Source organism: Chitinophaga sp. CC14 (assembly GCF_048957795.1).
In the GTDB taxonomy this organism is placed as follows: Bacteria; Bacteroidota; Bacteroidia; order Chitinophagales; family Chitinophagaceae; genus Chitinophaga; species Chitinophaga ginsengisegetis.
Genome location: NZ_JARBFY010000005.1, coordinates 2,484,418 through 2,504,046, shown reverse-complemented (window position 1 = coordinate 2,504,046; position 19,629 = coordinate 2,484,418). Strand labels below are relative to the sequence as shown.

17 protein-coding genes are annotated in these 19,629 nt (G+C 46.6%); 9 read left to right on the top strand and 8 right to left on the bottom strand.

The features are described 5' to 3' along the window. Window positions 1–4: 4 nt before the first annotated feature. A complete protein-coding gene (locus PV783_RS29760) occupies window positions 5–448 on the bottom strand; it encodes a type I restriction enzyme HsdR N-terminal domain-containing protein (protein WP_420990582.1) in 444 nt (147 codons plus the stop codon). A gap of 94 nt (window positions 449–542) precedes the next feature. Here PV783_RS29760 and PV783_RS29755 point away from each other — a divergent pair, with 94 nt between their 5' ends. The 4 genes from PV783_RS29755 (at window position 543) to PV783_RS29740 (ending at window position 4,975) form a co-directional block, all read left to right on the top strand. Further along, a complete protein-coding gene (locus PV783_RS29755; RefSeq protein ID WP_079470853.1) occupies window positions 543–1,313 on the top strand; it encodes an AMP nucleosidase in 771 nt (256 codons plus the stop codon). Between the two features lie 20 nt (window positions 1,314–1,333). Further along, window positions 1,334–3,082: an ABC transporter ATP-binding protein gene (locus PV783_RS29750; protein WP_420990581.1), complete on the top strand. Its 1,749-nt coding sequence runs from the start codon at window positions 1,334–1,336 to the stop codon at window positions 3,080–3,082. 98 nt (window positions 3,083–3,180) lie between these two features. After that, complete coding sequence (gene queA / locus PV783_RS29745) at window positions 3,181–4,230, top strand: tRNA preQ1(34) S-adenosylmethionine ribosyltransferase-isomerase QueA (RefSeq protein WP_079470851.1); 1,050 nt, start codon at window positions 3,181–3,183, stop codon at window positions 4,228–4,230. Window positions 4,231–4,297: 67 nt separating this feature from the next. Then, window positions 4,298–4,975 (top strand): 2-C-methyl-D-erythritol 4-phosphate cytidylyltransferase, encoded by a 678-nt coding sequence (locus PV783_RS29740; protein ID WP_079470850.1) that lies wholly within the window; start codon window positions 4,298–4,300, stop codon window positions 4,973–4,975. A gap of 99 nt (window positions 4,976–5,074) precedes the next feature. Here the strand turns inward: PV783_RS29740 and PV783_RS29735 are convergent, their stop codons facing one another. Together PV783_RS29735 and radC are read right to left on the bottom strand one after the other, a co-directional pair. After that, window positions 5,075–6,061, bottom strand: coding sequence for a Gfo/Idh/MocA family protein (locus PV783_RS29735; protein ID WP_079471006.1), 987 nt, complete (start codon window positions 6,059–6,061; stop codon window positions 5,075–5,077). 46 nt (window positions 6,062–6,107) lie between these two features. Further along, window positions 6,108–6,815 (bottom strand): RadC family protein, encoded by a 708-nt coding sequence (gene radC / locus PV783_RS29730; protein WP_079470849.1) that lies wholly within the window; start codon window positions 6,813–6,815, stop codon window positions 6,108–6,110. A 278-nt stretch (window positions 6,816–7,093) separates the two neighbouring features. On the opposite strand from radC, the gene PV783_RS29725 reads away from it, so the two are divergent. From PV783_RS29725 to PV783_RS29710, 4 genes are all read left to right on the top strand, one after another. Continuing rightward, the gene (locus PV783_RS29725; protein WP_079470848.1) at window positions 7,094–8,062 is read left to right on the top strand and encodes a ribose-phosphate pyrophosphokinase; all 969 of its coding nucleotides are present in this window, start codon (window positions 7,094–7,096) and stop codon (window positions 8,060–8,062) included. A 40-nt stretch (window positions 8,063–8,102) separates the two neighbouring features. Continuing rightward, on the top strand, window positions 8,103–8,693 hold the full coding sequence (locus tag PV783_RS29720) for a 50S ribosomal protein L25 (RefSeq protein ID WP_079470847.1): 591 nt from the start codon (window positions 8,103–8,105) through the stop codon (window positions 8,691–8,693). A gap of 87 nt (window positions 8,694–8,780) precedes the next feature. After that, entirely contained in the window at window positions 8,781–9,362 is a 582-nt protein-coding gene (gene pth / locus PV783_RS29715; RefSeq protein ID WP_079470846.1) for an aminoacyl-tRNA hydrolase, read from the top strand. Window positions 9,363–9,415: 53 nt separating this feature from the next. After that, the gene (locus tag PV783_RS29710; RefSeq protein ID WP_079470845.1) at window positions 9,416–10,027 is read left to right on the top strand and encodes a fumarylacetoacetate hydrolase family protein; all 612 of its coding nucleotides are present in this window, start codon (window positions 9,416–9,418) and stop codon (window positions 10,025–10,027) included. 50 nt (window positions 10,028–10,077) lie between these two features. Here PV783_RS29710 and PV783_RS29705 read toward each other — a convergent pair whose 3' ends face one another. Further along, the gene (locus PV783_RS29705; RefSeq protein WP_079470844.1) at window positions 10,078–10,512 is read right to left on the bottom strand and encodes a MarR family winged helix-turn-helix transcriptional regulator; all 435 of its coding nucleotides are present in this window, start codon (window positions 10,510–10,512) and stop codon (window positions 10,078–10,080) included. A 79-nt stretch (window positions 10,513–10,591) separates the two neighbouring features. On the opposite strand from PV783_RS29705, the gene PV783_RS29700 reads away from it, so the two are divergent. Beyond that, entirely contained in the window at window positions 10,592–12,721 is a 2,130-nt protein-coding gene (locus tag PV783_RS29700; RefSeq protein ID WP_420990580.1) for an alpha-ketoacid dehydrogenase subunit alpha/beta, read from the top strand. A 108-nt stretch (window positions 12,722–12,829) separates the two neighbouring features. Here the strand turns inward: PV783_RS29700 and PV783_RS29695 are convergent, their stop codons facing one another. The 4 genes from PV783_RS29695 to yiaA all read right to left on the bottom strand — a co-directional run bounded on the left by PV783_RS29695 (window position 12,830) and on the right by yiaA (window position 19,579). Further along, window positions 12,830–14,461: a RagB/SusD family nutrient uptake outer membrane protein gene (locus tag PV783_RS29695; protein WP_079470843.1), complete on the bottom strand. Its 1,632-nt coding sequence runs from the start codon at window positions 14,459–14,461 to the stop codon at window positions 12,830–12,832. Window positions 14,462–14,481: 20 nt separating this feature from the next. Beyond that, window positions 14,482–17,457 carry a SusC/RagA family TonB-linked outer membrane protein gene (locus tag PV783_RS29690; RefSeq protein WP_420990579.1) on the bottom strand — a complete coding sequence of 992 codons (2,976 nt, stop codon included), beginning with the start codon at window positions 17,455–17,457 and terminating at the stop codon, window positions 14,482–14,484. 560 nt (window positions 17,458–18,017) lie between these two features. Beyond that, window positions 18,018–18,884: a hypothetical protein gene (locus PV783_RS29685; protein WP_420990578.1), complete on the bottom strand. Its 867-nt coding sequence runs from the start codon at window positions 18,882–18,884 to the stop codon at window positions 18,018–18,020. Window positions 18,885–19,156: 272 nt separating this feature from the next. Beyond that, a complete protein-coding gene (gene yiaA, locus PV783_RS29680; RefSeq protein WP_079470840.1) occupies window positions 19,157–19,579 on the bottom strand; it encodes an inner membrane protein YiaA in 423 nt (140 codons plus the stop codon). Window positions 19,580–19,629: the final 50 nt, after the last annotated feature.

Here is a 19,629-nt window from a genome sequence, read left to right as displayed (position 1 = left end):
TTTTTTATATAAATACCGGCAGCTGGTTCAGGAACCGCCATTTATTTTCGGCCGTCACATAGTTGCCGCAAAAAGTGTTCACACCGTTGGTGATCACGAGGTAAGTAGCCGGGATCACCATGTTATAGCGGATCACCTGCTGCATGGTATGCTCGGTGAGGGGCACATTCATTTCTTTGCATTCCACCAGCATCCAGGGTTGTGTGGCACGGTTGTAGATCACGATGTCGTACCGCTTTTTCATTTCTCCCAAAAAAATTTCCTTTTCAATACCTATCAGGGAAGCAGGATACTCCAGCACTTTTACCAGGTAGTTCAGAAAGTTTTGTCTTACCCACTCTTCCGGCGTGAGTACCACATATTTTTTACGGAAGCGGTCAAAGATGAGTTCTTTGCTGCCTTCTTTCATAATTTTAAAATCGGGTGGGGGGAAGCTGATAGCGATCAAGATATAACTGATTTTAATACTGCTGCGAAGATAGTTACATTAGGATAATATTGAGGTTAGCGAACAAAACCTTATATTTGCTTGTCAAAAAGCTATGAAGACAAAAGACGAAATTGTAGCTAACTGGCTGCCCCGCTACACGGGTGAGAAACTGGATCAATTTGGCTCCCACATCCTCCTCACCAACTTCAGTAATTACGTAACAATGTTTGCCGAATGGAACAACGTGGAAATCGTTGGTGCAGGCCGGCCTATGCAGTGCGCTACTGCGGGCGACATTACCATTATCAACTTTGGTATGGGAAGTCCGGGCGCTGCTACCGTGATGGACCTGTTGTCTGCCATCTCCCCGAAAGCCGTATTATTTCTCGGTAAATGCGGCGGATTAAAAAAGAAGAATAACATCGGCGACCTCATACTGCCTATCGCCGCTATCCGCGGGGAAGGTACCAGCAATGATTATTTCCCGCCGGAAGTACCCGCACTGCCTGCATTTGCTTTGCAGAAGGCCATTTCCACCACTATCCGTGATTCCGGTTACGATTACTGGACCGGCACCTGCTACACCACCAACAGACGCGTATGGGAGCATGATGCCGCGTTTAAACAATACCTGGAAAAAATACGGGCAATGGCCGTGGATATGGAAACAGCCACTATCTTTTCTGTTGGTTTCTTTAATAAGATCCCTACCGGCGCTTTATTGCTGGTATCTGATCAGCCAATGGTGCCTGAAGGCGTAAAAACGGAAGAAAGCGACAAAAAGGTAACCACTAAATTTGTGGAACGCCATCTTAAAGTGGGTATCGACTCCTTACAGAAGCTGATTGAAAGTCACCAGACCGTGAAGCATCTGCGTTTTTAGAATTGTTGTATCTTCCGGGTATGCTTTCCACGCGGGTAGAGATACAGGACCTGGAGGTAACTTTCAGGTCCGGACAAACAACAACAACAGCTGTTAATCAGATTTCCCTTTCTATAGGCAAGGGCGAAATTGTAGGCGTAGTAGGAGAATCCGGGTCCGGAAAATCCGTTACCGCCCTTTCGCTCATGCGACTCATTGATATGCCTGGCATCATTTCCGGTGGGCAGATCCTTTACCAGGCAGCGGATGAAACAGCAGTTAACCTGCTGCAGTTGCCCGATGCTACCATGCGTAGCTACCGGGGCAACGAAATTGCCATGATTTTTCAGGAACCCATGACGGCGCTGAATCCCCTGCATACCTGCGGAGAGCAGGTGGCGGAGGCTATCCGTTTGCATACCGGTGTAAGCCGCAAAGCAGCACGGAACGAGGTAATCGCGCTTTTCGAAAAGGTAAAACTGCCTGATCCTGCCGGGATCATGGATCGTTATCCCCACGAAATTTCTGGTGGACAGAAACAGCGGGTGATGATAGCAATGGCTATCTCCTGTCATCCCCGCCTGCTGATCGCCGACGAACCCACTACAGCGCTGGATGTTACCGTGCAGAAGGCAATACTGGAGCTACTCCGCGAACTGCAGCAGCAAATGGAGATGAGCGTTATTTTTATTACCCACGACTTAGGCGTGGTAGCGGAAATAGCGGAAAGGGTAGTGGTGATGTATAAAGGGAATATTGTGGAAGAAGGCACGGTAAGAAACGTGTTCCTGCATCCGCAACATCCGTACACAAAGGGATTGCTGGCTTGCCGGCCCCCGTTGGATAAACGTTTGGTAAGATTGCCTGTGATCCGTGATTTTATGGAGACGGACTCACGGGGACAGATACACGAAAAAGCCGGCGCCATCCGGGATGTGATGCAGTCGCTGGTAATCCCGGAGGCAGCCCTCCGTCAGCGCGAGCTACAGCTGGCTGCAGCAGCGCCTTTACTGGAGGTGCATCAGCTGAAAACCTGGTTTCCTGTGAAAAGGAGCATCACCGGCAAAGTACTGCAATGGGCCAAAGCGGTAGATGATGTGAGCTTCCGGGTGATTACCGGTGAAACACTCGGCCTGGTGGGAGAATCGGGTTGTGGTAAAACTACGCTGGGCCGGTCGCTGTTAAGACTTGCAGAGCCAACGGCAGGAAGCATTATTTATAAGGGGCAGGATATACGAAGTTTGTCGGCGGCCGGAATGCGTGCGCTACGGAAAGATATGCAGCTGATTTTCCAGGACCCTTATGCTTCGCTGAATCCGCGGAAAACCATTGGCGCCGCTATCCTGGAGCCGATGAAGGTGCACGGGCTGTATGGCACGGAGCGGCAGCAAAAAGCAAAGGTGCTGGAATTGCTGGAGAAGGTAAACCTGTTGCCCGAACACTTTAACCGTTATCCGCACGAGTTTTCCGGCGGACAGCGCCAGCGGATTGTAATAGCGCGTGCGCTGGCGGTGGAGCCATCTTTTATTATCTGTGATGAGTCGGTGGCGGCGCTGGATGTAAGCGTGCAGGCGCAGGTGCTGAACCTGCTGATCCGTTTAAGGGAAGAACTGGGCTTTACCTGTATTTTTATTTCGCACGATCTTTCCGTGGTGAGGTTTATCAGCGACCGGATGATGGTGATGCAGAAGGGAAAAATTGTAGAACAGGGCGCAGCCGACAGGGTGTATAATCACCCGGAAAATCCGTATACCCAACAGCTGATAGCAGCTATTCCTAAAGGGATATAATATATAATTACCTGATTGTTATGCATTATATATCATTTTTTGATGATGTAGATAATAATCGGTAGCTTTGCACCTCTAAAATTTATTCATACCGTAATATGAAACTATCACAGTTCAAATTCGATCTTCCTTTAAATCTGATCGCCCAGCACCCTACCAAGACAAGAGATGAATCACGTTTAATGGTGGTACATCGCAATACCGGAAAAATTGAGCACAAAGTATTCAAAGACATCCTCGGTTATTTCAACGATAAGGATGTAATGATTGTGAACAATACAAAGGTGTTTCCTGCAAGGTTATATGGCCGTAAAGAAAAAACAGGAGCAAAAATTGAAGTATTCCTGCTGCGTGAGCTGAACAAGCAAAACCGTTTATGGGATGTAATTGTTGACCCGGCACGTAAAATCCGTGTAGGCAACAAATTGTATTTTGGCGACGACGAGACGCTGGTAGCAGAGGTAATTGATAACACTACTTCAAGAGGCCGTACCATCCGTTTCTTATTCGAAGGTAATGACGAAGAGTTCAAACAGGTGCTTGATCAGCTGGGAGAAACGCCGTTGCCTAAGTATATCAAACGTAAACCGGAAGATGAAGACAAAGAGCGTTATCAGACCGTGTATGCCAAATACGAGGGCGCTGTAGCTGCACCTACTGCAGGTTTGCACTTCAGCCGTGAGTTGATCAAACGTTTGGAAATTAAAGGTGTTAAGTTTGCAGAAGTAACGCTGCACACAGGTTTAGGTACTTTCCGCCCTATTGAAGTGGAAGACCTGAGCAAACACAAAATGGATGCGGAGTATTTTCACATTGAAGAACACGCCGTGAAAGTGGTAAACAAAGCAAAAGAAGAGAACCGCAAGATCTGCGCTATTGGTACTACCTCTGTACGTGCCGTAGAATCTTCCGTAACTGCGCAAAACCACCTGAAAGCAGCTGAAGGATGGACTAACACGTTCATTCATCCGCCGTATGATTTTGCTATTCCAAATGCGTTGGTAACAAACTTCCACCTGCCAAAAACCAGCCTGCTCATCATGACCTGCGCTTTTGCAGGATATGATCTGATCATGGAGGCTTATCAGCAGGCGATTAAAGAGAAATACCGTTTCTTCAGCTATGGCGATGCCATGCTGATCGTTTAATTACAAAGCATTTTTCGGGGATTTTCTTATTCAGCCAGCTGGATAAGAAAATCCCCGATCTTTTTATATGGAATATAAAAAAGTTGCTATCATAGTTGCCGGCGGGTCCGGTACCCGGATGCAGAGCGCTGTTCCCAAACAGTTCCTGGAGCTATCCGGTAAGCCTGTATTGTACCACACCATCGCCGCTTTCGCGGCAGCCTTTCCTGACATGGAAATTGTGCTGGTGCTTCCTGAAGCCCATTTTACTTTCGCCAACCACATTCTGCAGGCTTTTGACAAACTGCCGGACATCACCATCATAAAAGGGGGGAATACCCGCTTTCATTCTGTACAGAATGGCTTGCAGCAGGTAAAACACCCGGCTGTAGTATTTGTACACGACGGGGTGCGTCCGCTGGTATCTACTACGTTGATCCGTGCCTGTTATGAAGCCGCCATTATTCACGGGAGTGCTATCCCGGTGATTGATATGAAAGATAGTATCCGGGAGATATCAGGCGGTAACAATGCCGCTGTGGACCGTGATCGTTTCCGGATTATCCAGACGCCGCAAACTTTTCTTTCAGAATTGATCCTGCCTGCCTTTGAACTGCCCTATGATCCGCTGTTTACGGATGAAGCCACTGTTGTGGAACGGCTGGGGCATCCTGTGCATCTGCTGCCGGGAGAAGAATCCAATATTAAAATTACCAAACCACTGGACCTTGTTATTGCGGAGGTGTTGCTGCGGGAGCGGGGATAACCATTTACCGGAGGCCGCTGTCGGTACAGAAAGGATTCGTTTCATAAATGGTTTGTAATATGAAAACGGACCGACAGCGGCTTTCGTTATACGTAATAATTATTTAGCAGAGGCTGTTTCAGACAGACCCTTATTTATTTTTGCCAGGATCTGATGGGCTACATCCATTGCCTGCAGACCATCGATAGCGTTTACGGCTACCGGTTTGTTTTGCAGGATGCTGTCGCGGAACATTTCCAGTTCCATGCGGATTGCATTGGATTGCTTTATTTCCGGGTTATCGATGGCGATGGTTTTTCTGCCGCTGTTGGTTTCAATATCCAGGGTGAATAAGCCTTCGTCTTCCGGTGTTTTGAGTTTAATGATCTCTGTTTTTTTATCGAGGAAATCGATACCGATATAAGCATCTTTCTGGAAGAGGCGCATTTTGCGCATCTTTTTCAGGGAAATCCGGCTGGAAGTAAGATTGGCAACACAGCCATTATGGAATTCGATGCGTACGTTGGCAATATCCGGTGTGTCGCTCATCACAGCTACTCCGCTGGCGGAGATGCGGCTCACGGTAGATTTTACGATGCTCAGCACGATATCGATATCATGGATCATAAGATCGAGGATCACGCTTACGTCTGTACCGCGGGGATTGAATTCTGCCAGGCGGTGTACTTCAATGAACATGGGTTTGAGATCATATCCCCTGAGTGCGAGATAAGCAGGATTGAATCTTTCCACATGGCCTACCTGAAATTTAATATTTGCTTCTTCCACCAGTTTAACCAGTGTTTTGGCTTCATCCATTGTATTGGTCATGGGTTTTTCCACGAATATGTGTTTGCCGTTGCGGATGGCCAGTTCACATAATTTGAAGTGGAGGGTGGTGGGCGCCACAATATCAATGGCGTCTACCGACAGTATCAGTTCTTCCGCGGTGGTATACCGTTGAATATTATATTGCTCGGAGATGCTGGCTGCATTTGCATTGTTTGGATCATAGAAGCCTACCACTTCTACGTCTTTCATAGTGGCCAGTTGAGAGAGGTGTATCTTACCTAAATGTCCTACGCCGAAGAGTCCTATTTTGAGCATATGGAAAATGAATAAATATGTGCGAAAGTAAAACACATTTCGGGATTTATATCATCCCTTCTTCCGCAAGGCTGTAATAGCCGGTTTCGGACACAATGATATGGTCCATCACCTGGATATCGAAGAGCATTCCCATATCTTTTATCCTGGTGGTAATCCGGAGATCGGCCTGGCTGGGGCGGAGGCTGCCGGAGGGATGGTTATGGCAGAGTAATAACTTGGTGGCGCCTGTATCCAGTGCTTCCCGGAAAATAATGCGGGGATCTACCACGGTGCTGGTGATGCCGCCGGTGCTGAGATGGCGGTAATGCAGCACTTTGTTGGCATGGCTGAGAAACAGGACATGGAATGTTTCAAAGGGCTGGTCTGCAAGCATGGGCTTGAAAAACATGGCTGCATCCGATCCGTTGTTGATCACTGTTTTTTTATGAATGGTACCGGCTTGCCGCCTGCGGGCCAGCTCCATAGCGGCCAGTATGGTAACAGCCTTGGCATAACCTACGCCACGGAGTTTTTGCAGCTTTTTTACGTTTATTTTTCCCAGTTCGGAAAGATTATTATTGGCCAGGCGCAGGATTTCTTTTGCCAGTTCGAGGGCAGATTTGCTTTTATGCCCTGTATGCAGCAGGATTGCCAGCAGCTCAGCATCGCTTAAGGCTGTAGCGCCGATATTGATCAGTTTTTCTCTGGGCTTTTCATTATCAGGCCACTTATGAATAGCCAGGTGGGGAGCCGGGTTAACATCAACAAACATGACTTATTGCATTTATTCAAATATACGAACCTATCATGACACCCTTCTTCTTCCTTCACATTTTTCTTTTCCTTTTTCCAGCGGATCATTATAAAATCGTTATATTCGATACCAATCGTTATGGGAATTTTTCGGGACCTATTATCTTTTAAAACGTTATGATAATGTGATAATTATAGTTGCTTTTTAACAGCTATGTAATATGTATTTGAAAAAAAATCAGGCGGGTACTCCCAAAAAATCCTAGTTTTGCAACCTCTTTTCCACTAGTATCTAGTATGCAACCTTCAGTAAAAATTTTCACAGGCAACAGTAATCCGGCATTGGCCGAGAAAATTGCCAAGAAATATGGCAAGGGTCTTAATGGCGGTCTTGGCAAAGTAAAGATTCAGAAATTCAGCGATGGGGAAATCCAGCCTGTATTCCTGGAGAGTATCCGGGGTGATTATGTTTTCCTGATCCAGGGAACCAGCGCACCTTCAGATAACCTGCTGGAGTTGCTGTTGATGATTGATGCCGCCAAGCGTGCTTCCGCCGGCTATATTACCGCCGTAATTCCTTATTTCGGATATGCCCGCCAGGACAGAAAAGACAAGCCCCGTGTGGCTATTGGCTCAAAACTGGTGGCCAATCTGCTGACTTCTGCAGGGGCTAACAGGGTGATAACCATGGACTTGCATGCACCGCAAATCCAGGGATTCTTTGATATCCCGGTAGACCACCTGGATAGTTCAGCTATTTTTATTCCGTATATAGAGAATTTAAAGCTGGAAAATCTTACCTTTGCGTCCCCTGACGTAGGTAGTACCAATAGGGTACGTGAAGTAGCGTCCTACTTTAATGCTGAGATGGTTATTTGCGACAAACATCGTAAACGTGCCAATGAAATAGCATCCATGGTAGTGATAGGAGATGTGACCAACAGGGATATCGTGCTCATTGATGATATCTGCGATACCGCAGGAACACTTTCCAAAGCCGCTAACCTGTTAATGGAGAAAGGCGCCAGAAGTGTACGTGCATTTTGTACCCATCCCGTTTTCAGCGGAAATGCGTACGAAAATATCGAGAAATCAGTACTGCAGGAGATAGTGGTATGCGATACCATTCCTATCAAACCACAGGGAGCCGGTTCCAAGATCAAGGTGATATCAGTTGCAGAGCTTTTTGCGGTAGCCATCCGTAACATGCACGAAAACAAATCTATCACCAGCCTGTTTATTCACAGCCACCGCCGGGGAGATTGATAACAACGTATTTTAATCATCAATATAAATTGTCTAAACAATGAACACAATAACCATCGAAGGACAACTCAGGAGCGAATTCGGCAAAAAAGCCACCCGCCAGATCCGTTCTGAGGAACAAGTGCCTTGCGTTATTTACGGGGGTGCAGAAACTGTTAATTTTTCAGCTCCTGCCAAAGCATTCAAAACACTGGTTTACACTGCAGCTTTCCAGATTGCAGAAATTAAACTGGGTGCTAAAACTTACAGATGCGTATTGAAAGATATGCAGTTTGATGTAGTTACTGATGCACTTGCTCACATCGATTTCATGGAACTGGTAGAAGACAAACAGGTTGCTGTTACCATTCCAATTAAACTGGTTGGTTCTTCTGTTGGTGTTAAAGCCGGTGGTAAACTGGTTAGCAAACTGAAAGCGCTGAAAGTGAAAGCTTTACCTAAGCACCTGGTAGAAAATATCGAAGTTAACATCGATAACCTGGAACTGAACGCAAACATCCGTGTAGAAGACGTGAAAATTGAAGGTGTTGAAATCACCAACTCTCCGCGTATTCCTATCGCTTCTGTGGTAATGACCCGTCAGCTGCGTCAGGAAGAAGCAACTGCTGAAAAAGATGCTAAAAAGAAATAATCTTTTAGATATATTTTTCCAAAAAGCCTCTCTACTTTTAGAGGGGCTTTTTAATTTTGGAAATCTCCAGGTACGAAAACGACCCGTATGAAATACTTAATAGCTGGATTAGGCAATATCGGCGAGGAATACCGGCATACCCGTCATAATATAGGGTTTGATGTGGTAGATGATTTTGTTGCCAGGCATAAAGCCACTTTCAGGAACGACCGCCTCGCTGATGTGGCGGAATGTAAATGGAAAGGGAAAACATTTATTGTTATTAAGCCTACTACTTACATGAACCTGAGCGGTAAGGCTATCAAATACTGGCTGGATAAGGAAAAGATTCCCGTGGAAAACCTGCTTGTGATCCTCGACGACCTGGCCCTTCCGCTGGATGTGCTCCGCTTACGCCCCGGAGGCAGTGATGCAGGGCATAACGGGCTGAAAAGTATCCAGGAATCACTGGGTACCAATCAGTATCCGCGCTTGCGCTTCGGGGTAGGCAATAATTATCCCAAAGGCCGACAGGTGGAGTTTGTACTCAGTAAATGGAAAAATACAGAAGAACGGACCGTAGAGGAGAAAATATGGAAATGTTCGGATATCATTGAAAGTTTTGCCAGTATAGGTATTGCCCGTACTATGAACGACAGTAATAAACTGACCTTCCCGTCTGTGAAATAAATTTGTTCATCTGATTCCTATCTGCTTTTTTTATACCTTAAAACAAACGCATTATGAAAATTATTTGCGTAGGCAGGAATTATGCCGACCATGCCAAAGAGCTGAAGAATGAGGTGCCTACAGAACCGGTGTTATTTATGAAACCAAAGAATGCGTTGCTGCAGAATGGCCACCCGTTCTATTACCCGGAATTTACCACCAACCTGCACTACGAATGCGAGCTGGTACTCAGAGTAAGCAAAAACGGTAAACATATCCAGGAAAAATTTGCAGATAAATACTACGATCATATCTCCGTAGGGATCGATTTTACTGCCCGGGATCTGCAGGATAAGCAAAAGGCGAAAGGGTTACCCTGGGAAATAGCCAAAGCTTTCGATAACTCCGCAGTAGTGGGTAATTTTATACCTATTACCCCTGAAATGGATAAAAAAGATATCAATTTCTGCCTGTATAAAAACAAGGCGCTGGCGCAATCGGGTAATACACAGGATCTTTTGTTTTCCTTTGATTTCCTGGTGGCTTATATTTCCCGCTTCTTTACCCTGAACATCGGGGATCTCATTTTTACCGGTACCCCGGCCGGCGTAGGACCTACAGAAATAGGAGACGACTTCGAGGCATTTATTGAAAATGACAGCCTGTTGGAGTTTTCTGTTAAATAAGAAGAAATTACAGAACGGTGGTTTTGCCGGGATAAGACAAAACCACCGTTTTATGGAATATTTGCATAAATCGTGTCCAGGATCCGCGTTAATTCGGCATAATCCGTTTCTGTCAACGTTTTCCAGCCAATTTTACGCATATCATATACCAGCGACTTCACATCTTTATATTTTTCCACACCTTCAGGGGTCAGCTGTAAATACACCTTCCTCCGGTCGTACACATCGGCCTCCCTTTTTACCAGCCCCTTTTTTACCAACAGTTCAATAATGCGGGAAATGGTGGTAATATCCTTCGAGGTATTACGGGCCAGTTCGTTATGGGTGGTTTTTTTGTGTTTGTACAGGTTCTCAATCAGAAGCCACTGGTCCACTGTAATGTCCTTCTGTTGGGCATCGAACGTTTTTTGCCAATAGTTGCGCAATTTTTTGAGCGTAGCATCCAACTTAAAAAAAGAGGGATTACTGACGAAAGTATCAGCCATATTAATTAATTTGCATTAGCAACTGTTGCTATGGCAACTATTGTTTTTAAATTACCATCATCACCAAAACAGTCTTATTGTGTTTAAAGATAGCACAAGCGTTTCAACTTTAAAAACGCCTGCCTCCAATACGGGTGGTAACGCCGGCGAACTGGCTGAATTATTAACAGCCTGGCGATTGATGTGTGAAGCCGGCAGTATGGCCGCCACCTATGAGGCTAACAGACCAATCTGTAAATATGTTCACTCTACTTCCCGTGGACATGAAGCCATACAAATAGCCACCGGACTGCAATTGCGGCCGTGGGACTTTGTAAGTCCCTATTACCGTGATGAGAGCATGCTGCTCGCCATCGGCTTTACGCCTTATGAATTAATGCTTCAACTGCTGGCGAAAGCTGCCGACCCTTTTTCTGCCGGAAGATCTTATTACAGTCACCCTAACAGCAATACGGCCGATAAGCCGCAGATTCCCCACCAGAGCAGTGCCACCGGTATGCAGGTAATCCCCACCACGGGCGTGGCGCAGGGACTGCAATACCTGGAACAAATCCATTCTCCCCTGCTCAAAACCGGCCCGGATGGAGAACTGCCGGTAGTGATCTGTTCCCTCGGAGATGGCAGCGTTACAGAAGGAGAGGTGAGCGAGGCCCTGCAATTTGCCGTGCTGAAACAGTTGCCGGTAATTTACCTGGTGCAGGATAATGACTGGGGCATTTCAGCCACGGCAGCAGAAGTAAGAACAATGGATGCGTATGAATATGCCGCCGGTTTCAAAGGACTGGAACGCATGCGGGTAGACGGCAGCGACTTTACCGCCAGCTACGCTGCTATGGAAACCGCTATCAGCTATGTAAGGCATGAACGCCGGCCCATACTTGTACAGGCTAATGTACCCCTGCTGGGACATCATACCTCCGGTGTGCGGAAAGAATGGTACCGCTCTGCGGAAGACCTGGAAAAGCACGCTGCCAATGATCCTGTTCCAAAAATGAGAGCGTTGTTATTGAAACACGGCGTAACTCCGGAACGACTCGATGAAATTGAAAAGACCGCTGCCAGCGATATACAGGCAGCTTTTGATAAAGCGGTACAGTCACCGGAACCATCACCGGAAACTGTGCAGGAACACGTATTTGCGCCTGCCGCAGTAACAGCAGAAAGCGGCACCCGCACACCAGCCGGGAAGGCCAAAGTAGTAATGGTAGATGCCGCCCTCCACGCCGTGGAAGAAATTATGCAGCAGTATCCCGAAGCTATTTTATTCGGACAGGATGTGGGCGTAAGACTGGGAGGCGTTTTCCGCGAAGCGGCCACCCTGGGCGAAAAATTCGGACTACACCGCGTATATAACACCGCGATACAGGAAGCGTATATTATAGGCGCCACAGCAGGGCTATCTGCCGTAGGCGTAAAACCCATTGTGGAAGTACAGTTTGCCGATTATATCTACCCGGGATTCAACCAGCTGGTAACAGAAATATCAAAATCATGTTACCTGAGCAATGGCAAGTTCCCCGTACAAACGCTCATCCGCGTGCCTGTGGGCGCCTATGGTGGCGGCGGGCCTTATCATTCCGGCAGCGTGGAATCCACGCTGTTAAGCATTAAAGGGATCAAAGTAGTGTACCCCTCCAATGCCGCCGATATGAAAGGACTGATGAAAGCCGCTTTCCTGGACCCTAACCCGGTTGTAATGCTGGAGCATAAAGGATTGTACTGGAGCAAAGTGCCCGGCACGCTGGACGCCATGACCATTGAGCCCGCAGCGGATTATGTGCTACCGCTGGGAAAAGGAAATATCATACAACGCGCACATCCAAAAGATACTGCCCAGGGAAATGCGCTTTGCCTTATTACTTACGGAATGGGTGTATACTGGGCCAAAGCGGCTGCCAAAGCTCATCCGGGGCAGGTAACCATTGTGGATCTGCGTACCCTTTTCCCAATGGATGAAGAACTGGTATTTGACATGGTGAAGCAACACGGGAAATGCCTGATCCTGACAGAAGAACAACTCAATAACTCTTTTGCACAGGCACTGGCCGGACGCATTCAGCAAACCTGTTTCCGGTTCCTCGATGCACCGGTATTTACCGTGGGTGCGCTGGACCTGCCGGCCGTACCGCTTAATACCGGCCTGGAAGCAGCGATGTTGCCAACGCCTGCAAAAGTAGCTGCAGCTATCAGCGAATTACTGGCTTACTGACTATCATTCTACAAAATTGAAAACGGCCATCTCAGTTAAGAGACGGCCGTTTTAGGTTTTCCGCATCCGGGTTAAAGCCGTTTACTACTTCGCACCCAAATCAGTTTATCAGTAACCAGGATTTTGAACCAGGTTAGGATTAATACTTGTTTGTTTGAAAGGAATCGGGAACAGCTTGTACTTATCAGCAGATGGCTGATGATCCCACCAGGTGCTTGTGGTAAATTTGCCAAAGCGGATCAGATCCGAACGGCGTTTGCCCTCAAAGATGAACTCACGGCCTCTTTCAGCGAGGAGTTCATTCATGGTGAGGCTGGTGGTTGTATAAGCTTCAGCAGCCCAGTCTGCCGCCTTAAATGCGCGTTTCTTACAGGTGTTGATAAGATCAACAGCATCCTGTGTAGCGATGCCGTTATTTTTTCTCATCAATGCTTCTGCTTTGTTGAAATAAATTTCTGTCAAACGGTATAACACAAAGTCGTTGCCCCAGTAATTAGGATCGGCCTGTGTGCCGGGTACATATTTTGCAAAACGTGCCCCGCTGTTCTCTTCACCTTCCGTCATACTACCGGCGCCGCTTTCACCTTCAGAATTCCTGCGGATCTCTTTCACAAATACAAGTGGTTTGCCGTTGTATTCTTCTGTGCCGAGTACCAAACTATCTCCAACGCTGGTGCGTAGCGCCGGATCTTTTTTCTGTGGTCCGATCAGCATCCAGTTTTGTTTGCGGAGGTCATTGTCTTTATACGCATCATAAGCAGTAGGAATAACAACGATACTGTTGTTTCCATCTACATCAGCGTTGTAGATCTGGCGTTGACGATAGTGCCAGAAATCACCTTGCCATCCAAAGCGGGAGTTACCGGCTCTCAGGTCATAGGCGAGCTGGAACAGGTCTTCCGGAGAAGTGTTATTATTGTTGGCAAAGGCGCGGAAAATATCCGGTTCCAGTGCAGGCACTGCGCCGCTCAGGGAACCGCCGTTACCGGCAATGATCTTATTGCAATAGTTGATACAGTCATCCCAGCGTGGGGTGCCAGTCCATTCCTGTGCGTTGAGATACAGTTCTACCAGCATAGCGTAGCCAGCTGCTTTAGTAGCGCGGCCCACCATATCAGCAGATAATGGTTTCAGCAGTTCCACATTTTCTTTGAGTTCTTTTTCAACGAACTCAAATACTTCCTTGCGGCTTTTGGTAGCCGGGGACGCCGGCGCACCTACTTCCGTTACGATGGGAATGTTACCATACAGGTCCATCAGTTTCAGGTAATGCCAGGCACGCACCACCTTTGTTTCTGCAAGAAATGAGGCTTTGTCTTCATTGGTCATACCAATTTTGGTGAAGTCCATAGCCGCCAGATCTTTCAGCGTATTGTTACAGAAGCCCATTCCCCAGTACATCAGTCGCCACGGGTTCCAGGCATTGTCTTCATTAGCAATCCAGGTGTGGTTATGCAGGCGGATCCAGTTACCGCCATCGTAGCCGTGCTTGCCTTTCTGTGGCCATGCCAGCTGATCGGCGGAGAGTTCCTGCAGGCGCCAGTAGCCGGTTTGACCGGTAGGTGCCGCCCATGCACCGGCATGGGTAAATGGCCGCAGTACGGCAGACAGGACTTCTTCTTTATTATGATAAAAATTATCAGAAATAATTTCGCTGTATGGTTTTTCATCGAGCTTGGTGCAGGCGCTCAATCCGAGAGCCAGCAGGGCTGCGCTGATATATGCTTTACTTTTTTTCATACGTTACAATTTTGCTGCTTTTAAAATCCAAGGTTCAATCCGATAGTATAGGAGCGGGTGCGTGGGTAAAATCCTCTTCCATCTATACCGGAATCCAGCGCGGTATCCTGCAGTTCAGGATCAAGGCCGCTGTATTTGGTGATGGTGGCGATGTTACGGCCGCTGGCATATACACGCAGGCTGCGGATATATTTGGTTTTCAGTTGGAAATTATAACCGAGGGTGATGTTATCCAGTTTCACGAAATCACCTTTTTCCAGGTAGTAATCAGAGAACTGCGGATCGTCGTTCAGCTTATCATTTTTACCGATAGCAGATGATAACATGTTATTCGGTTTCCATTTTTTGTTACCGAAATACATATCCTGCAGGTTGAGGATATCGAAACCGAATTTGCCGCGGAAGAAGATACTCAGGTCAAAGTTTTTATAACGGAAAGTATTGTTCCAGGAAGCCATGTACTTGGGAATACCATTTCCGATCACTGTTTTATCGTCCGGATTGATTTCAGAGGTAGTGGCTTTGCTGCCATCTTTTTTATAGAACAGCCATTTGCCATCGTCGGTAAGACCGGCATAGCGGTAACCATAGAAGGTACCCAGCGGACCACCTTCTACTACGCGGATGGCCTGGCCAAGATTACCCGGAGAAGGAAGATCTCCATAAAACTGTTCCGTGGCTTTATAAATATCGTTGGAGAATGACACCATTTTATTCCGCTGGGAATTGAAGGCGACGTCACTGTGCCAGGAGAAATCTTTGGTTTTTACAGGTACGGTGTTGATCACTACTTCCACCCCGTTGTTGGAGATTTCGCCTACGTTGGTAAAGATATTATCCAGGATGTTGGAAGGCAGCTGTGCGGTGTAATTGAACAACAGGTCTTTTGTTCTGCGGCTGTATACATCAACGGAACCGCCGATCCTGTTTTGCAGCAGGGAGAAGTCAACACCTACGTTGAATTCTTTCTTCTTTTCCCATCTCAAATCCGGATTCGGATTTTTGTTAGGTCCGTAAGTCTGGATCCATTTACCATACTGGAGATAAGCGCCACCTGTTCCTAATGTAATCAGCGACTGGTAGTTAGGAATGCCCTGGTTACCGGTAACGCCATAGCCGGCGCGGAGTTTCAGGTTATTGATTGCGGTGATGTCCTGCATGAAGGCTTCTTTTGAAATTACCCATCCTGCAGATACAGCGGGGAAGTTACCCCATTTGTAGTTGGCACCGAAGCGGGAAGAACCTTCATGACGCAGGATAGCCTGCAGCATGTATTTCTGTTTGTAGTTATAATTCAACCTGCCGAAAAATGCAATGAGGGTGTTGTCTACCTTGTTGCTGCTTTGTGAAGGGCGGGGCAGTTTTGGATCATTTAATGCGTTGCCGGCAGAAATGTTCCAGTCTTCAAACGCATCGGTGAGGAAGCCGTTGTTATCCATTGCATACTTTTCCAGGGTGCTGTACTGATAGCTGTAGCCACCGAGTACATTGAAAGTATGGTCTGAATTGACTGTTCTTGTATAGTCGACGGTAGCTTCAAAAGTCTTATCCATAGCGGCGTAATTGGCTTTATACGCATAACCGCCACCCTGGAAGTCCTGGATGGAAGAGCGGGAAGCCTTGCTTTTATACTGGCGGTCGGTATATTCATCGCGGACAATAGCACCGAAGGCCGAGAATTTCAAATCACGTATAGGCTCCAGCGTTATACGTGCATCTCCTGAATAGGTTTTCTGATCCCTTTCATATAATTCCTGTTGTAAGCGGGCCAGTGGATTATAGTTATTGAAACCGTTTGTTTCAACATATTTACCATCGGGTCCAAAGATAGGAGCTGTAGGATTCCGTTGTACTGCCTGCTCGAAATCGGCGCCTGCGCTACCGGCTTTGTCATCGCCGCCACCGCTGTTTCCACCGTTTAAGTTGGCTTTGTTGAAATTACCTGCCAGGTTGAACTGCATGGTGAGCATACCCTGTAAACCGGTCTGGTTTACATTCACTCTTCCTCCATATTGTTTACGGCCGTTTTCAATGGCAATACCGTTGGCATCGTTGTAATAGAGGGATGCACGGTAGTTGCTGTTCGCAGTACCGCCAGAGGCCGCGAAGTTGTGGTAATGACTAAGATTGTTTTTGTCGAGCAGGAGATCGTACATGTCTACATCAGCCCCCTGGTTGTTAGTGGCGCCGGCTACTTTTACATATTCTGCTGCGCTCAGTATGCTGGGTCTTTTGGCTACTGCTTCGCGTTGCAGGTAGGTAGAGTAGGTGTATTGCGGATCGCCTGCTTTACCTTTTTTGGTGGTGATGAGGATCACCCCGTTGTTACCACGGGTACCATAAATAGCCGCTGCGGAACCGTCTTTCAATACATCGAAAGTGGCGATATCGTCCTGTTGCAGGAGGTCGAGGTTACCTCCGGGAATACCATCCACAACGATCAGCGGGTTCATATCGCCGGATATGGAACTGATTCCCCTGATTTGTATAGAGGCGCCGCTGTTAGGGTTATTACCCTGGGTTCTGGTAACAGATAAGCCGGCTACTTTACCCTGGATCAGATCCATAGGAGAGCGGGAGCCGCCCTGGTTAAAGTTCTCCGCTTTTACGGTAGCTACTGAAGTGGTTACCTCATTTCTTTTTTGTGTACCGTAGCCCACTACCACAACGTCTTGCAGCGATTTTACAGAGGCTGCCAGTTTTATGTTCATGGCGGTAGCTGATGCTGGTACTTCCTGTGGCAGGTAGCCAACAAAAGTAAATATCAGCACGGCGTTTTCCGGCGCCTGCAGGGTAAAGGTTCCATCGGCCTTGGTGATAGTTCCGGTGCTGGTTCCTTTTATCTGAACAGATACGCCGGGAACAGCGGTGTTGTCATTGGCATCCGTTACTTTTCCGGATACGGTTTTGCCCTGTGAAAAGGCAAACAGCGAGAAGAGCATCAGTACCATACTGGCAAAGCAGGTCCGTGCCCAAAACGTGGATCGTTTGTGCATATACGTTAATTGAAGTTGGTTAATAAAGAAAAGCCGGACTGGCTTATTGAAAAAACGATTTAGCAATAAGCCTACGGGCTATTTTTTAAAATTTTTCAGATACTGGTTTAATCATTTAAATAGTGAAAAAAATCTCCTGAATGAAGATGCTGCCTGGTTTCCGGTCAGGCAGGCAATGGTTCCCATTATATTCGCATAAGCAAAATGTACGATTCCTTACAGTACTGTTTTAGTCAGTAGTATATCGATTTAGCAAACAATAAAAAATAACAAGTTAGTTTAGCTTTTTACCTGGAATATATTTTTAATTACAATACTTTTTTCTTCATACACGGGTAGGTAATACATGGATTTCCCGGTGTTCATCATGGTTCCCATTAAAAAATCGATTTAGCAATAGGTTCCAAAAAAAAGATTCGTGGGAATCTTTATTGAATAACAAGTCAAAATAACGCAGCACTTTTTCTCTTGCCCGGAATAAAAGTAATATTTATTTGTATTAAATGAAATCATTTTTAACATTTTTTTTAAGATCCGGATAAACAGGGGGATACGCCAGATTAATCACCGCTATACATATCCCTGATTTCTTTCAGGATGTCATAAACGGCCTGCTGATTACCTTCATTATAACGTCTGGCCCAGAAAGAAACCAGCCAAACGTTCATCCGGCGGGCATTCAGGTCATTGTTGTTGAGAGATGGATCTATGCGGTCCATGTTATTCAGCACCTGTCTTACATCATCAATGAAATCTTCGGATGCAGTGTAATCAGTAGTGACAGCCATCTTTGTGTAGAGTTTTCCCAGCTGTACAGTTACATCTTTCCGTGCCTGCAAGGCACTATAAGTGAGCAATAATTTTTCCACATAATAACGTGCAAAAGAACGTTGGTAAGTATTATACGGCAGCATTTCATGCAACAGGTTTTTATACCCGGCGAAGGACTCACGCAGGCGGGCTTCATCGCGGCCAGCCCAGGCAAATTGCCGGATGGCGGACTCCAGCCCGTGATTTTTCGTATAGGCGGGCGTGTCGTACGGATCTTCTGCTTCTCCTTCATAGTATAGGGGGTGTACATACGAATGCCACATCAGTGCGAGGTCCGAAGTTTGCCTTTTTTTCACTGCGGTACTGTCCAGTTCAAGCTGTTCATGCAGCAGATAGGCGGCTGCTTCCCGGAGTTGCGAAGCGCTGAGCGGAAACTCCTCTGCTGTTTTTATTTCATAGGTAACGCTGTCTGTCGCCAGAGCGGCGGTAGACGGCTCAGTCGCTGCAGTTGTTTCCGCTCCGTCAAAAGGTGAATATTCCGGACGATCGCTTTTACGCACGGTTTGCACGGCAATAAAGATAACCACCAATGCAGTAATCCCTGCAGTGCTGGCGATAATGATACTGAACAGCCGGTTATTGATCTTGTTTCCCATATGGATAAAAAGGTTAACTATCAACAAATATATTATAATATGGTACAAAAAAAAGTGATTAGCAGGAATACTGTTAATCACTCTGGAGATGTATTAGAAGGGTGTTGGAGGATAGATATAATATTTGATACCCGCTTAAAGGGTGGTAATACAAATGTACCGGCACAGCAATTGCCAGGGAAGACGATTCAGGAAAAGTATTTATAGATTCCGGAAAAACGGGGAAGGGGAATAACAGGGAGACTGCTTAAGTCTCCCTGTAAAAGAAAGTATTAAATATCGCCGGAAGCAGGGGCATTGGTTGCTTTCGCAGCCTGGCTGTCGCGGGTATTTTTTTGCACGGTAATAGCGCCGAAAACGCTTAACAGAAATGCAAAAGCGTAAAAGCCTTTTTCACTCGGAGCAAGGGTGGCATTCCACAATCCGATGGTGAGCAACAGGATGGTGAGCAACATGGATACCCAGCTGAGACCATAGTAAATGTCGGTTACAGGAACGCCTTCGATCCTGTCCCGCACACACTTCTGGACAGATACCGCGGAGAACAGTCCGTACATTAATACTGTGAAATAATATCCTTTTTCATTCAGTTGCATAGTGGATGCATTCCAAAGGCCGATGATGAAGCCGAGGATACCTGCAAATACTGCTACCCAGGAGGCCGCAATAAATGCCATTGAAGGTTTTTGTTTCATTGATTAAATAAAATTTATTTAGGGATTGGGTTGATGGCTAACAAAAACTG

What these genes read in the sequence shown, in the direction of transcription:
- PV783_RS29755 (WP_079470853.1), top strand. Translation starts at nt 543, where the DNA reads ATGAAGACAAAAGACGAAATTGTAGCTAACTGGCTGCCCCGCTACACG.
- PV783_RS29750 (WP_420990581.1), top strand. Translation starts at nt 1,334, where the DNA reads ATGCTTTCCACGCGGGTAGAGATACAGGACCTGGAGGTAACTTTCAGG.
- queA (WP_079470851.1), top strand. Translation starts at nt 3,181, where the DNA reads ATGAAACTATCACAGTTCAAATTCGATCTTCCTTTAAATCTGATCGCC.
- PV783_RS29740 (WP_079470850.1), top strand. Translation starts at nt 4,298, where the DNA reads ATGGAATATAAAAAAGTTGCTATCATAGTTGCCGGCGGGTCCGGTACC.
- PV783_RS29735 (WP_079471006.1), bottom strand. Translation starts at nt 6,061, where the DNA reads ATGCTCAAAATAGGACTCTTCGGCGTAGGACATTTAGGTAAGATACAC.
- radC (WP_079470849.1), bottom strand. Translation starts at nt 6,815, where the DNA reads ATGTTTGTTGATGTTAACCCGGCTCCCCACCTGGCTATTCATAAGTGG.
- PV783_RS29725 (WP_079470848.1), top strand. Translation starts at nt 7,094, where the DNA reads ATGCAACCTTCAGTAAAAATTTTCACAGGCAACAGTAATCCGGCATTG.
- PV783_RS29720 (WP_079470847.1), top strand. Translation starts at nt 8,103, where the DNA reads ATGAACACAATAACCATCGAAGGACAACTCAGGAGCGAATTCGGCAAA.
- pth (WP_079470846.1), top strand. Translation starts at nt 8,781, where the DNA reads ATGAAATACTTAATAGCTGGATTAGGCAATATCGGCGAGGAATACCGG.
- PV783_RS29710 (WP_079470845.1), top strand. Translation starts at nt 9,416, where the DNA reads ATGAAAATTATTTGCGTAGGCAGGAATTATGCCGACCATGCCAAAGAG.
- PV783_RS29705 (WP_079470844.1), bottom strand. Translation starts at nt 10,512, where the DNA reads ATGGCTGATACTTTCGTCAGTAATCCCTCTTTTTTTAAGTTGGATGCT.
- PV783_RS29695 (WP_079470843.1), bottom strand. Translation starts at nt 14,461, where the DNA reads ATGAAAAAAAGTAAAGCATATATCAGCGCAGCCCTGCTGGCTCTCGGA.
- PV783_RS29690 (WP_420990579.1), bottom strand. Translation starts at nt 17,457, where the DNA reads ATGCACAAACGATCCACGTTTTGGGCACGGACCTGCTTTGCCAGTATG.
- PV783_RS29685 (WP_420990578.1), bottom strand. Translation starts at nt 18,884, where the DNA reads ATGGGAAACAAGATCAATAACCGGCTGTTCAGTATCATTATCGCCAGC.
- yiaA (WP_079470840.1), bottom strand. Translation starts at nt 19,579, where the DNA reads ATGAAACAAAAACCTTCAATGGCATTTATTGCGGCCTCCTGGGTAGCA.